This is a genomic window from Pseudomonas sp. K8 (genome assembly GCF_014889455.1).
GTDB lineage: Bacteria > Pseudomonadota > Gammaproteobacteria > Pseudomonadales > Pseudomonadaceae > Aquipseudomonas > Aquipseudomonas veronii.
In genome coordinates this window covers 77,483-91,406 of sequence record NZ_VJWO01000003.1, presented here as the reverse complement: position 1 = coordinate 91,406, position 13,924 = coordinate 77,483, and the positions used below count along the sequence as shown (strand labels likewise).

At 61.8% G+C, this 13,924-nt stretch carries 12 protein-coding genes; 4 read left to right on the top strand and 8 right to left on the bottom strand.

The features are described 5' to 3' along the window. Positions 1-26: 26 nt before the first annotated feature. A complete protein-coding gene (locus INT12_RS03195; RefSeq protein ID WP_017845225.1) occupies positions 27-371 on the bottom strand; it encodes a YggL family protein in 345 nt (114 codons plus the stop codon). 237 nt (positions 372-608) lie between these two features. Here INT12_RS03195 and dacB point away from each other — a divergent pair, with 237 nt between their 5' ends. After that, positions 609-2,069: a D-alanyl-D-alanine carboxypeptidase/D-alanyl-D-alanine-endopeptidase gene (gene dacB / locus INT12_RS03190; RefSeq protein ID WP_017845224.1), complete on the top strand. Its 1,461-nt coding sequence runs from the start codon at positions 609-611 to the stop codon at positions 2,067-2,069. 57 nt (positions 2,070-2,126) lie between these two features. Here dacB and INT12_RS03185 read toward each other — a convergent pair whose 3' ends face one another. Continuing rightward, positions 2,127-4,511 carry a diguanylate cyclase gene (locus INT12_RS03185; protein ID WP_193039802.1) on the bottom strand — a complete coding sequence of 795 codons (2,385 nt, stop codon included), beginning with the start codon at positions 4,509-4,511 and terminating at the stop codon, positions 2,127-2,129. A gap of 139 nt (positions 4,512-4,650) precedes the next feature. Next, a complete protein-coding gene (rlmKL, locus tag INT12_RS03180; protein ID WP_017845222.1) occupies positions 4,651-6,921 on the bottom strand; it encodes a bifunctional 23S rRNA (guanine(2069)-N(7))-methyltransferase RlmK/23S rRNA (guanine(2445)-N(2))-methyltransferase RlmL in 2,271 nt (756 codons plus the stop codon). 530 nt (positions 6,922-7,451) lie between these two features. On the opposite strand from rlmKL, the gene rmf reads away from it, so the two are divergent. Beyond that, positions 7,452-7,667 carry a ribosome modulation factor gene (gene rmf, locus INT12_RS03175; RefSeq protein ID WP_002553055.1) on the top strand — a complete coding sequence of 72 codons (216 nt, stop codon included), beginning with the start codon at positions 7,452-7,454 and terminating at the stop codon, positions 7,665-7,667. A gap of 124 nt (positions 7,668-7,791) precedes the next feature. Here rmf and INT12_RS03170 read toward each other — a convergent pair whose 3' ends face one another. The 5 genes from INT12_RS03170 to sctC all read right to left on the bottom strand — a co-directional run bounded on the left by INT12_RS03170 (position 7,792) and on the right by sctC (position 11,618). Beyond that, positions 7,792-8,820, bottom strand: a complete 1,029-nt coding sequence (locus tag INT12_RS03170; protein WP_017845221.1) for a quinone-dependent dihydroorotate dehydrogenase — start codon at positions 8,818-8,820, stop codon at positions 7,792-7,794. A gap of 86 nt (positions 8,821-8,906) precedes the next feature. Next, on the bottom strand, positions 8,907-9,368 hold the full coding sequence (locus tag INT12_RS03165) for a transglycosylase SLT domain-containing protein (protein WP_193039801.1): 462 nt from the start codon (positions 9,366-9,368) through the stop codon (positions 8,907-8,909). Positions 9,369-9,375: 7 nt separating this feature from the next. Continuing rightward, positions 9,376-9,753: a winged helix-turn-helix domain-containing protein gene (locus INT12_RS03160; protein WP_026139810.1), complete on the bottom strand. Its 378-nt coding sequence runs from the start codon at positions 9,751-9,753 to the stop codon at positions 9,376-9,378. A gap of 168 nt (positions 9,754-9,921) precedes the next feature. Beyond that, positions 9,922-10,137, bottom strand: coding sequence for a FliM/FliN family flagellar motor switch protein (locus INT12_RS03155; RefSeq protein ID WP_017845218.1), 216 nt, complete (start codon positions 10,135-10,137; stop codon positions 9,922-9,924). Between the two features lie 14 nt (positions 10,138-10,151). Then, a complete protein-coding gene (gene sctC, locus INT12_RS03150) occupies positions 10,152-11,618 on the bottom strand; it encodes a type III secretion system outer membrane ring subunit SctC (protein WP_193058768.1) in 1,467 nt (488 codons plus the stop codon). Positions 11,619-11,891: 273 nt separating this feature from the next. Here sctC and INT12_RS03145 point away from each other — a divergent pair, with 273 nt between their 5' ends. Both INT12_RS03145 and INT12_RS03140 read left to right on the top strand, forming a co-directional pair. Next, positions 11,892-13,118 carry a CmpA/NrtA family ABC transporter substrate-binding protein gene (locus tag INT12_RS03145; RefSeq protein ID WP_079444505.1) on the top strand — a complete coding sequence of 409 codons (1,227 nt, stop codon included), beginning with the start codon at positions 11,892-11,894 and terminating at the stop codon, positions 13,116-13,118. Between the two features lie 13 nt (positions 13,119-13,131). Beyond that, the gene (locus INT12_RS03140) at positions 13,132-13,707 is read left to right on the top strand and encodes an ANTAR domain-containing response regulator (RefSeq protein ID WP_017845215.1); all 576 of its coding nucleotides are present in this window, start codon (positions 13,132-13,134) and stop codon (positions 13,705-13,707) included. Positions 13,708-13,924 lie beyond the last annotated feature (217 nt).

Genomic DNA, 13,924 nt, shown 5'->3' with positions numbered 1-13,924 from the left:
CCCTCAGGTCGCCGTTTTGTTTAGTATCACTTAGCCGCGTTGATCGGCTTTTCCGGATACCACACGTCCATCAACGGGCTGACTTCAGCCTTGGTCAGCTCGGAACGGGTTTTCAGCCAGGCGTCAACGGCAGCACGCTGCTCTTCGGAGACCGAGCCACGCTTCTGCAGGCAAACCAGACCGTAGTCATCGCCGCCGACATAGCCCAGACCGTTGGCTTCCATGGCTTCTTTGATGAATGCTTCGAGGAAAGCGTCGATAGCTTCTTCACTCAGGCCTTCGTTGAAGTCCAGGTTCAGTTCGAAACCCAGCTCTTGAAATTCATCAACGCACAGTTTTTTGCGCAGACGCTGGGAACGGTTAGTCGCCATTGGAACAATCCTCATAAGTAATAACGGGCGGCACTTTAGCAGCTTAAGGCAGCGATTGCCCGACTCTCTGGGACAGGCGGCGAAATGCCTGGAAAAAAAACCCCGATTAGCAGCTATCGTTCAGCTACAAGTGGTTCCAGCTTGGGGCATAATGCCGACACTTTCATGACTACTGAGGGATTTTCTTACATACCCCTCGCCTTTTTCACCCTCCTCAGCAGTAGGGTTTTATTCCTTATGATCAAATCTTTGCGTCCATTGCTCCTTGCCGGCGTTCTCCTGCCGCTGGCTTTTTCCGCCACCGCCGCCCCGATCAATAACACCCTGCCACCCAACGTCGCACAGGCCCTGCAGAAGGCCAAGTTGCAGAACACCGCATTGTCCCTGGTGATGCTGCCGTTGAACGGCCCCGGCACCCCCACCGTCTTCAATGCCGACGTCTCGGTGAACCCGGCCTCCACCATGAAGCTGGTCACCACCTACGCAGCCCTGGAAATGCTCGGCCCCAACCACCAGTGGAAGACCGAGTTCTACACCGACGGCACCCTCAGCGGTGGTGTATTGCGCGGCAACCTGTACCTCAAGGGCGGCGGCGATCCCAAGCTGAACATGGAAAAACTCTGGCTGCTGATGCGCGACCTGCGGGCCAATGGCGTGCAGCAAGTCACCGGCGATCTGGTGCTGGACCGTGGCTTCTTTATCCCGCCGCAACTGCCGGAGTTCAATGACGACGGCAATGACGAGAACAAACCGTTCCTGGTCAAGCCCGATGCCTTGCTGGTCAACCTCAAGGCCCTGCGCTTCGTGACCCGCAACGATTCCGGACGCGTGATCGTGTCGGTCGAGCCGCCGATCGCCAGCATTCGCATCGACAATCAGGTCAAGGCGTCCAACGCCAAGCAATGTACCGGCGACGTGCGCTACAACCCGGTGACGGCGGCGGATGGCAGCATCACCGTGACCGTCAGCGGCCAGTTGGGCGATGGCTGCAGCTCGCAGACCTACTTGTCGTTGCTCGATCACGCCACGTATACCGCCGGCGCCGTGCGGGCGATCTGGCAGGAATTGGGCGGTACCATCCAGGGCCGTGACATCCAGGCACCGGTGCCCAAGGACGCCAAGGTACTAGCGCGGGCCTTCTCGCCGGACCTGGCGGAAATCATCCGCGACATCAACAAATACAGTAACAACACCATGGCCCAGCAGTTGTTCCTGAGCCTGGGCGCGCAGTTCCGCAACGACGCCGACGGCGACGATGCCAAGGCCGCGCAACGCGTGGTACGCCAGTGGCTGGCGAAAAAAGGCATCACCTCACCGCACCTTGTGATGGAGAACGGTTCGGGCCTGTCCCGTGCCGAACGCGTCAGCGCGCGCGAGATGGCGGCCATGTTGCAAGCCGCGTGGAGAAGCCCCTACGCCGCGGAATACATCAGCTCGATGCCAATCGCCGGCACCGACGGCACCATGCGTAAACGCCTGAAGACCACCGCCATGCGCGGTGAAGCCCACGTCAAGACCGGCACCTTGAACACCGTGCGCGCCATCGCCGGGTTCAGCCGCGACAACAACGGCAATACCTGGGTGGTGGTGGCGATCCTCAACGATCCGAAGCCGTGGGGTGCGTCGTCGGTGCTCGACCAGGTGCTGCTGGACCTGTACCGCCAGCCAAAGCTGGCGGCAGCGGCGCCAGTCCTCTAGACACCGCCACAACCTGTGGGCAAGCCCGCGCCCACAGGTTGTGTACGACGTCGACATTCACACCGGCAAGCGTTCCGCTTCGACCCGATCCCTGCCCGCCTGCTTGGCCACGTACACCGCCGAATCCGCGCGCAGCAGTAACCCGTCGATCCCCTCATCGACCCGCCAACTGGCCACCCCGAAGCTGGCGGTGACGACTCCCACCGTCCCCATCGGCGCATCGCGCAGCGCCCGCCAAAGCTCCATCGCCAAACCGTAGGCCTGGGCGCCGTCGGTGTTGGGGCACAACACCATGAACTCCTCGCCACCCAGGCGACAGAACACATCGGTGCGGCGCAAGCGCTGGCTGATGCGCTTGCACAGTTCCTGCAACACCGCGTCGCCAACCGCATGGCCGTACTGGTCGTTGATACGCTTGAAGTGATCGATATCCAGCATGATCACCGACAACGCCCCCGAGGTGCGATTGAGGCGGACCATCTCAGCCTTGAGACGATCCTGGAAATACCGACGGTTATGGATTCCGGTGAGGGCATCGGTGATGGACAGCGCGCGCAGTTCTTCTTCCACGCGCTTGAGATCGGAAATGTCCGACACATAGCCATGCCACAGCGTACCGCCGCCCGGCAGTTCTTCCGGCGTGGCCTCACCGCGAATCCAGCGCAGGCCCCGTTGCGGCAGTTGCACGCGGTACTCTTCGCGCCAGTGGCTCAATTGCAGCGCGGATAAGCGGATCGACGCACGCACCCGCTCGACATCCAGCGGGTGGATGCGCTCCAAGACCTGCGTTGCATCCCGTTGCAGCACCCCTGTGTCGATCTCATAGATATCGCGCATGCCATCGCTGGCGTAGACAAACCGCCACTTGTCCTGGGGTTCCAGAGTGAATTGGAAGATCCCGCCCGGGACATGGGCGCTGAGCTTTTTCAGCAGACGGTCGCGCACGGCCAGGGCCTCATAGGCGCGTTTTTGCTCGGTGACATCCAGGTACATCGCCAGGTGCCCGACCCATAAGCCATGGTCATCCAGCAACACGGTGCCCAACATATTCACCGTCAACCGGCTGCCATCCTCGCGCACCAAGGTCCACTCGCGCGCCTCGTGCGGGCTGCCCGGGCTCTCCACCAGCATCGCCTGGCTCGGCGGGATTCGCCGGCCCAACGCAATGCTCAGACTCGCCGCACGCACATCCAGCTCCGCCGCCACATGCAGGCTCTCCAGGGTCGAGCGGCCGAGTATGTGCTCGGCCTTGAACCCCAGCATCTGCTCGGCACCGGCGTTGAAGGTGTTGATCACGCCGTGCAAGTCGGTGGCAATGATCGCAACCTGCGTCGCGGCGTTCAGCACACTGCGTAACTGGCCATGGGCGCCGCGCAGTTCCTGCTCGCGCAGGCGTAGCTGCACGGTACGCTGCTCCACCAGTTTCAAGGCGCGCTGACGCTGGCTGACCAACATATAGAGCAAGACACTGAGCAACAGGCTGAAGAGCCCGCCCACGGCCAGGATCGGGACCAACGACGAGCCGTTGCCCTGTTCGAACACCTGGCTGGGGCGCAGGTTCAGGGCGTAGACATGATCGCCGAGGGTGAGGCGACGCGCGGCGATCAGATCGCTGTCGGCCAGGGCATTGCTGGATTCGTACAACAGGCGCCCTTGCTGGTCGGAAGTGTCGACGATCTGCGTCACCAGATTATCGCGGTCCGACTTGGGCAAGCCGTCGGCCATCAACTGGCGCATGCTGATCACGGCCATCACAAAGCCGTAGGGTTCTGTTCCGCCCGGGGAGACGACCGGCGCGACCAATAACACGCCGGTGGCATAGGCCGGCTCCACCCCCACCAACTGCATGGGCTGGGACACGGCCAGCTTGCCGCTCGCTTGTGCGCGCTCCAGGGTCGAGCGTCGCAAAGGCTGGGCCAGCAGGTCAAAGCCCAGCGGCGAACCGAGCAGGCTTCGGGTCTGGCTGTACAGGACCGGCACGTATTCATCGCGCTCCACCGCCGGGGCCAACTCACCGTGTGAATTCAGTTCCCGTATGCTGAACGGCAGACCACGCTGGCGCGATACGTCCTGTTCAAACTGAGCGCGCTGATCACGCATAACCCGCGGCGCCCAGGCATAGGCCCGGGAACGCAGCAGCAAAGGCTGGGCGAAACCGTCGAACTCGTCGCGGGACACATCATTGGAATTGACGAAAAAGCGTTGCAGGCTGGTCAGGCGTTGCTCCTGGTCCTCGAAACGCTCCTGCAGACGGGTGAATCGCTCATTGACCAACAGCTGGAAACGCTGGCGCCCCTGCTGTTGATAGAGGTCGGATGTCGCCCAGGCGACGATGATCGTCAAGGCGCTACCGCCCAGAAACACCACCAATGCCATCAACCAAGCCGATACCTGCTCATTGATAAAACCTAGGATCTTCGGGCGAACGGCTTGCAACGGCATAGGCAACACTCACAACGCCAGCGTGTGGGGGGATCACTTTGGCCGGACATTTAGTTATAGCGAGCGGCCCTCCGTTTGACCAGCGTAAAAAAGCCGCAAGACCGGATAATTCCAGGCTTGCGGCTGATGGGTGGAGCAATCAGCGAGCAGTGATTTTCCAGGCCCGATGGATCTTCGCGTTACGCGCAAAATCCGGGTCGAGGGTCTTGTCGCTGATCTCCTCGACCGCGTAGCGTTCGCTGAGGTTGTCCTCAAGCACGAACTTGCGGAAGTTGTTCGAGAAGTACAGCACGCCGCCCGGTGCCAGGCGCGCCATGGCGAGGTCGAGCAGTTGCACATGGTCGCGCTGCACGTCGAAGATCCCTTCCATGCGCTTGGAGTTGGAGAAGGTCGGCGGGTCGATGAAGATCAGGTCGAACTCATCGCGACTGGCTTCCAGCCACGCCATCACATCACCCTGCTCCAGGCGGTTCTTGTCGGAGAAACCGTTGAGGGAGAAGTTGCGGCGCGCCCAGTCCAGGTAGGTCTTGGACAGGTCGACGCTGGTCGTGGTGCGCGCGCCGCCCTTGGCCGCATGCACGCTGGCGGTGGCGGTGTAGCAATACAGGTTGAGGAAACGCTTGCCGGCCGCCTCTTTCTGGATACGCATACGCATCGGCCGGTGGTCGAGGAACAGGCCGGTGTCAAGGTAGTCGGTGAGGTTGACCAGCAGCTTCACGCCGCCTTCGCTGACCTCGGTGAACTTGCCCTGGGCGCTCTGGCGTTCGTACTGCTTGGTGCCGCTCTGACGCTCGCGGCGCTTGACCACCACGCGGCTCTTGTCGATGTTCAGCGCCTGGGGAATGGCCGCCAATGCGTCGAACATGCGCGCGGAGGCTTTTTCCGGGTCGATGGATTTCGGCGCGGCGTATTCCTGCACGTGGACCCAATCGTGATACAGGTCGATGGCCATGGAATATTCCGGCATGTCGGCATCGTAGACGCGGTAGCAATCCACGCCCTCACGCTTGGCCCACTTGCCCAGTTGCTTGAGGTTCTTTTGCAGGCGGTTGGCAAACATCTGCCCGCCTTCGCTCAGGCGCGCCTGTTCGACCACGGGGGCCGGCGCCGGTGCAGGTTTGATCGGGTTGCCGTTCTTGTTGTACTGACGCTCTTGCGGCTCGGTCGGGGCCTGGTCGTAGGCCGCTTGTTCACGTTCGGCCTGGCGCTGCTCCGGGGTGCGGCGCTCGCCGGTGACGAACTGGTCCGGGTTGACCTTGATCAGCAGCAATTTGCACGGCAAGGCGCCGTTCCAGAACGAATACTGCTTGTGACTGCGGATGCCCATGCGCTTGCCCAGGTCCGGCGCGCCGGTGAACACCGCCGCCTCCCAGCCCATGCATGCCTGGCGCAGACGCTCGCCGAGGTTCTGGTAGAGGTACAACAGGCTCGCTTCGTCGCCCAGACGCTCGCCGTAGGGCGGGTTACAGATCACCAGGCCTTTCTGGTTCTGGTCCGGACGCGGCTCGAACGTGCCGACTTCGCCCTGGTACACCTTGATCCAATGGCTGAGACCGGCACGCTCGATGTTGTTGCGAGCAGGCTGGATCAAGCGCGGATCGGCTTCGTAGCCACGAATCCACAACGGCGGCTTGTTCATGCCGATGGCAGCGCGCTCGCTGGCCTCGGTGTGAAGTTTCTTCCACAACGCCGGGACGTGACCGAGCCAGGTGGTGAAACCCCACAGTTCGCGATTGAGGTTGGGCGCCATATCGGCGGCGATCATCGCGCCTTCCACCAGGAAGGTGCCGACGCCGCACATCGGGTCGGTCAACGCGCCGCCTTCCGCAGCGATGCGCGGCCAGCCGGCACGGATCAGGATGGCTGCAGCGAGGTTTTCCTTCAATGGTGCGGCGCCCTGCTGCAGGCGGTAACCGCGCTGGTGCAGGCTGTGGCCGGACAGGTCGAGGGAGAGAATCGCTTCGCCACGGTCCAGGCGCAGGTGGATGCGCAGGTCCGGGTTGATCTTGTCGATGGACGGACGCTCGCCGGTCGGGGTGCGCAGCTTGTCGACAATCGCATCCTTGACCTTCAGCGCGCCGAAGTGGGTGTTGTCGATGCCCGAGCCGTGACCGCTGAACTCCACCGCCAGGCTGCCGTCCGGGACCATGTGATCGGCCCAGTCGATATCCAGCACGCCATGGTAGAGGTCTTCGGCGTCCTTCATCGGGAAGCGCTTGAGGACCAGCAACACGCGGTTGGCCAGGCGCGACCAGAGGCACAGGCGGTAGGCGGTTTCCATGTCGGCCATGCCGCGCACGGCCGAGGTGTGCTCGCGGGCTTCCTCAAGGCCAAGCCCGACGGCTTCCTCGATCAGCAGGCCTTCGAGGCCCTTGGGGCAGGTGAGGAAGAGTTCAAAACGGTCCGACATGGGCAATCCAGGCTTTTCAGCAATAAATGAACGGGCGACGCATCGCCGGCTCGGTTTTCAATCAAGCACTTTTCTTGAAGAGTGCCCGCGTGGCACGAATGTGCCGTCCCACCCCGTCTGGCGGGCCTGTGGGCCTTGATTGACGGGGCAGAGAGATAAGTGATGCAACAAAAAGAAATATTCAGACCCTTCGTCGAATAATAACCGACTGCAACGGGCGGGCTTTTTCAGCAAGGGATTAAGCCATTCTCTTCGTAAGGCACATCATAGCCGGCTTTGCCCAATAAAAGGGGCGAAAAGCCATCCCAGCTTATGGCTATAACATCGTTATTGTTACGTGCTTATGACAAAACGATCATTGAATCCATGTGACCTATTGGTTAGAACTCAACACAGGTCAGCGCCACAACGACGCTGGCACATTGGCTCGCCACGCCGGCAGCGGGCCGCACCAACGGCAGAAAAACTCTGCCCGGCCTCAGACGAGGCCGAAGGATATCAAGACAGTCAACAAGTGAGGGAAACACCCTATGAGAAGACTTAAGCGTGATCCGTTGGAAAGAGCATTTTTACGCGGATATCAATACGGCGTTCATGGCAAATCCCGTGAGCTTTGCCCATTTACTCTACCGTCGGTACGCCAAGCCTGGATCAACGGCTGGCGAGAAGGACGCGGCGACAACTGGGACGGTATGACAGGCACTGCGGGCATCCACAGACTCAACGAACTTCACGCGGTCGGCTAATCAAGGGCATTCAATTCCGACACCAGCACGAATATAGCTAACGACTTAACCACGCACGCCCTATCCAGGCGGCGGGCTTCGGCCCAGGGGCTCCTCTTGAGGAGCCCTTTTTATTGGACGTGTGTCAGGCCTTTTTGGGCAATGCCGCGATCGCGTCCACCGCCTCGCGAATCAGCGCCGGGCCTTTGTAGATAAAGCCGGAATACAGCTGCACCAGGCTCGCGCCAGCGGCGATCTTCTCGGCCGCGTGCTTGCCTTCGGTGATACCGCCGACCGCGATGATCGGCAAGCGCCCGGCCAGCTCGGCGGCCAGCACCTTGACGATGTGCGTGCTTTTGTCACGCACCGGAGCGCCCGACAAGCCGCCCGTTTCGTCACCATGGGCCAGGCCTTCAACACCGACACGGCTGAGGGTGGTGTTGGTGGCAATCACCGCATCCATGCCTGACTCCACCAGGGCCTGGGCGACCAGCACGGTTTCTTCATCCGTCATGTCCGGGGCGATCTTGATCGCCAACGGCACACGCTTGCCATGGCGCACGGCGAGGTCTTCTTGGCGCAAGCGCAAGGCTTCGAGCAATTGCTTGAGGGAATCACCGAACTGCAGGCTGCGCAGACCCGGGGTGTTGGGCGAGCTGACGTTCACCGTGACGTAGCTGGCGTGGGCGTAGACCTTGTCCAGGCAGATCAGGTAGTCATCCACCGCGCGCTCCACCGGCGTGTCGAAATTCTTGCCGATATTGATCCCGAGGACGCCCTTGTACTTCGCCGCCTGGACCCGCGACAGCAGGTGATCGACACCGAGGTTGTTGAAGCCCATGCGGTTGATGATCGCCTCAGCCTCCGGCAGGCGAAAGATGCGCGGCTTGGGGTTGCCTGGTTGAGGGCGCGGGGTCACGGTGCCGATTTCGACGAAACCAAAACCCAACTGCGCAAAGCCATCGATGGCCGTACCGTTCTTGTCCAGGCCGGCAGCCAGCCCGACAGGGTTGGGAAAGTCGAGCCCCATCACCGAAACCGGCATTTTCGCCGGCGCCTTGCATACCAGGCCATTGAGCCCCAGGCGGCCACCGGCACCGATCAGGTCCAGGGACAGATCATGGGAAGTCTCCGGGGAGAGTTTGAACAACAGCTGGCGGGCCAGGGTATACATGGGCGGGCTAGACTCGGATGGCGGCGATAAGTGGCGGCGATTATAGCCGGGCTGGCGGCCTGCGTGCGAGGCGTGCCGCCCAATCGTCAGTAGCGATGCGCGACCAACGCTTCATAGCGGGCCCAGACCTTCTGTGCGTACTGCAAGCGCAACGCCTCACGCTGTGGACCAGGCCCCGGGCCTGCGTTGTAGGCGCCGATGGCCGTCCAGTTATAGCCGAAGCGCTGAACGAACTCGGCAAGAATCGAGGCCCCGACCTCTACTGACAGGCACGGCTCACTCAACAGCCGGTCTTCGGTGATGCCTAATTTGAGCAAGCGGGGCAAGTGAATGCTGTTGATCTGCATCAGACCGATATCGCGGGTGCCGTTGCGATTGTTGTAATTCATCGCGCCCGCACGGTAACCCGACTCTACGGCGGCAATGGCCTGCAGCAATTCCGGCTCAAGATCGTAGCGACTGGCCACCTCATCCCAACAATACGCCAGCGCCTTATTGCTGCCCATCAGCACCACCAGCAACAGGCCCTTGCGCCACGCATTGCGCATCACGGGGCTACCTGCCACAGGCCGAACAAACGGCGATGGGCGGCAATGAGGCGCGCTCGGCTGGCCGCACCGGGCATGTAAAGCGATAGCCCCTGCCATAGATCGTCTTGATAAACCCTTTGTCGGCGCGCAGATGTTTACGCAACGAATAAATGCAGCGTGTCAGCGATTCCTCCGACACCTCCCCCTGGCGCCAAGCCATTTCAAGCAAACAGTCTTTGGTCATCAGCGCACCACCGGACACCAACAACAAGCGCAGCACTTGCCATTCCTTGGGCGGCAACTGGATATCCACGCCCTCGCCGGTCAAGCGTCCATCGCCATGCAGGGTCCAGCGGCCAAAGACCAGGGAAATCGTCATCCCTCCATCATTCACCACGGCCATACACACCTCTGCATCCAACCACTGACATTGAAATCCTGATTTCCAGAAATGGCGCATACGCCGACTGCACGACTATAAAAAAAGCCTCCCCGAGCCACCCTAGGAGAAAGCCCATATCAGCAGGGCTTTCCGGAATCGCCTTGTAAGAAATCTCACTGGAACTGATAACTAAGGCGATACCCACTCCTGGTAGACCTCAAGCAGCTCAACCCCCAGGCGGTCTTCCAACTGCACCAATTCGCCCAGAGCCAGTAACTGGCCGTTGACGCGCACTTCCACGCAATGGATGACCTCCGGTGCCAGCGGCAGCACTTTCCCCGGTGCAAACAACGCCAGCCGCTTGCGCGTGATCAGTTGTTCCTGCAAAAGAATTTCCAGATGCATGACGAGCGCCTACCTCATTGATCGACATCGCGAATCGACCGCACAAACGCACGTTGCACCCGTTCGTATTGCGGCTGAGTCAGCGGTGGCGGCCCGACGGTGCCATCCAGGGTCTTGAGCTCGTTGCCCACGGCCCGGGCCTGAATCACAAACAGCCGTACTTCGGCACGCTGGCCACGCGCAGTGGCACGCCCCTGCGCATCAACATCCCGGCGAAACCCGCCCAACCACAGGCGTTTCCCCTGCGGCATCCGAACGACACTGCTGACGCTGACCCGCCCGACCGCGGTCATTTTCTGACGCCGCCCCGCCTCGCCCATCTGGCGGTCATCCTCAAGGCTCAGCAGCATCTCGATCTCGTTCGCCTCGGCAAACCGCGGCAACGCGCTGACCTGGGTGCCATAGCGTATGGGTTTCCAGTCGGTGCGAGCGGCGGCGGGCCCCGGCACGTAGAGTGTGTGGTTATCCTGGAACACCGCAGGAACGTTCTCCTGGGTGAGAATCACCGGCAGTGTCACCACCCGCGCGCGCCGTCGTCGCTCCAGCACGGCGATCTGCGCCATCAGGCGATTGTCCTCCAACGGCTCCAGCACCCGGGTCGCCGAAGTTGATGTGTGGGTTTCCTCGGCCCAGGCCTGGTCGATTTTCTTCAGTTCGTCACGGTCCACGTCCACCAGCCACAGCGAAACCTCGATCGCGCGCTTGGGCACATCCAGCTCCGCCACCAATTGCTCGATAAAACGCACCTGAGCAGGCTTGCCCTTGATCAGCAGGCTGTTGGTATCCGGGTAAGGAATCACGGCCAGGCTCTGGTCGGCCAGCAAGCCGGGCGGCCGTTGCGCGGGGGCCTGTTGTTCGCGGGAAAGCACGGTCTCGATCAGCGACGCCATGCCCGGCACATTGACCTTTTCCTCGCCCATGACGTACTCGCGGTCCGCCACATGGGTATTGAGCACCTGCACCACGCCAAACGCCTGCTGGCCCACACGGAGCGCGGCCCGCTGGCGGTCCATCAATTGCGTAAGGTGCAGCACCTGGTCGACATAGTTCGCCGGCCCGGACACATAGAACATCCGGCCCCCGCTCTCCCGCAGCGGGTAGCGGGACTCATCGAGCCCCGAGCGACGCATGAACTCGCGCAGCCTTGAGACGGAAATATGCCGCAGCGTCACCGCCGAGCTCTTCGCTTCATCTGCTGCGTAGAGGTAGAGCACCTGCCCGTCGCTGTACCAGATCAGGTGATGCTGCTCGGCTACCGCCTCCAGCACCTGCTGTGCCCGGCTGAAATCGTAGGTTCCGTCAACGCGTTGCCGAGCCGCCGACCGGCTGACAACGACCGGCAGGCCAAGAGGCAGCGACAACGCGCTGAAAAACGTGTGCAGGCTTTCGTCCCGCGCCTGGTAAGTCTCACCCCGGGCAGACGCACAGCCCAGCATCAACACCGCGTAAAACAGCCAGCGGCACAGCCGATGGGCGGCCATCGTTGTCGGAGAATCAGCGTACACCGTGGGGTTTCCTGGGCAGTCTGGCATAGGGAAGCGGCCATACTGAAAGCCTGTGGCGTTTCAATCTTGATGGAAAGTTGACGGCGTAACACGCCGTTCCGCCCGTGGCATGTGCCTTGCTATGCACTCTGTATCAGAGCGCGCGCCAACGTCGGAGCGGGCTTACGGACAAAGGCGTCGTTACCCGCAATGGCTCGCGCCGCCATCTGAGGGAGCGACGCTTTTTTTTGAACGAAAAGGTAGGTGTTGATGAACGATTCGGACGGCAACAGCCCGATAAACGACCCGCTGGCTTGGGTCAACGGCAGTGACGCCCCGGAAAAGAGCAGCCTCGACCTGGGCTTCATGGCCTTGAGCGATTGCGCCTCGCTGGTGGTCGCGGCCACCCAGGGCTTCGCGCAACCCTATGGCTTGACACTGAACCTCAAGCGTCAATCGTCGTGGGCCAACCTGCGCGACAAACTGGTCAGCGGCGAACTGGATGCCGCCCACAGCCTGTATGGGCTGATCTACGCCGTACACCTGGGCATCGGCGGCGTGGCCGCCACCGATATGGCGGTACTGATGGGGCTGAACCAGAACGGGCAGAGCATCAACCTGTCCCACGACCTGCAACAGCAAGGGGTGGTCACTCCTGAGGCACTGGATCGCCACGTGCACCAAAGCCGAACAAAACTGACCTTCGCCCAGACGTTTCCCACAGGCACCCACGCCATGTGGCTGTATTACTGGCTGGCGAGCCAAGGTATCCATCCATTGCAGGATGTGAACAGTGTGGTGGTACCGCCGCCGCAAATGGTGGCGCACCTATTGGCCGGGCGCATCGACGGTTTTTGTGTCGGCGAACCCTGGAGCGCCAGTGCAGTGAAGCAGAACCAGGGCTTCACCCTGGCGACCAGCCAGGCGATCTGGCCGGACCACCCGGAAAAGGTGCTCGGCTGCACCCAAGCGTTCGTCGACCAATACCCCAACACCGCCCGCGTACTGGTGATGGCGATTCTGGAGGCCAGCCGCTTTATCGAGGCGAGCCACGAAAACCGCCGTTCCACCGCGCAGCTGCTCAGCGCCCGCGAGTACCTCGACGCGCCACTCGACTGCATCGAGCCGCGTCTGCTCGGGACTTACGACGATGGGCTTGGCAACCAGTGGCAAGATCCCCACGCACTGCGCTTTTTCGCCGATGGCGAGGTGAACGTGCCCTACCTCTCCGACGGCATGTGGTTCATGACCCAGTTTCGCCGCTGGGGCCTGTTGCGCGAAGACCCGGACTACCTCGGCATTGCCCGCCAAGTGCAGCAACTGGAGCTGTATCGCCAGGCAGCCGATGCCGTCGGTGTCACCGCGAACGCCCAGGACATGCGCAGCAGCCAACTGATCGACGGCAAGATCTGGGATGGCTCCGCCCCCGCCGCCTACGCCCGCAGCTTCCGCCTCCATGCCCTGGCCGACCACACCAGCCGCCACGCCTTGCGCTGACAGGAGGACCGATATGTTGCGAATCCTGTTGATCAACGACACACCGCGCAAGGTCGGGCGCCTCAAGGCGGCACTGACCGAGGCCGGGTTTGAGGTGATCGATGAGTCGGGCCTGACCATCGATCTGCCTGCGCGCGTCGAAACGGTGCGGCCGGACGTAATCCTGATCGATACCGAGTCACCCGGCCGCGATGTGATGGAGCAAGTGGTGCTGGTCAGCCGCGACCGACCGCGTCCGATCGTGATGTTTACCGACGAACACGACCCGGACGTCATGCGCCAGGCCATCAAATCCGGCGTCAGCGCCTACATTGTCGAAGGTATCCAGGCCCAACGCCTGCAGCCGATCCTCGACGTGGCCATGGCCCGCTTCGAAAGCGACCAGGCTCTACGCGCCCAGCTGCAGGCCCGCGATCAACAGCTGGCCGAGCGCAAGCGCATCGAACTGGCCAAAGGCATGCTGATGAAAATGAAGAACTGCAACGAGGAAGAGGCCTACACCCTGATGCGCCGCCAGGCCATGAGCCGCCAGCAGAAACTGATCCAGGTGGCGGAGCAGATCATCGCCATGAGCGAGTTGCTGGGCTAACCCTCCTCGACAGCGGCTACGGCAGATTGGCCCAGGACTTGCTAAGTATTCAACACAGGTAACCAACGGCGGTTGCCCCTTCACGACAAAGACGTCGCACACCCGGTTTGCCCTCGCGGACCCGGTGGCGGCGTTTTTTTGTTTTGGCCCTTTGACACGGGGCCGGTGGGGCGGCCGTAGCCGGCTGTTCCATCACCAGGCCTTCTTACAAGACTCC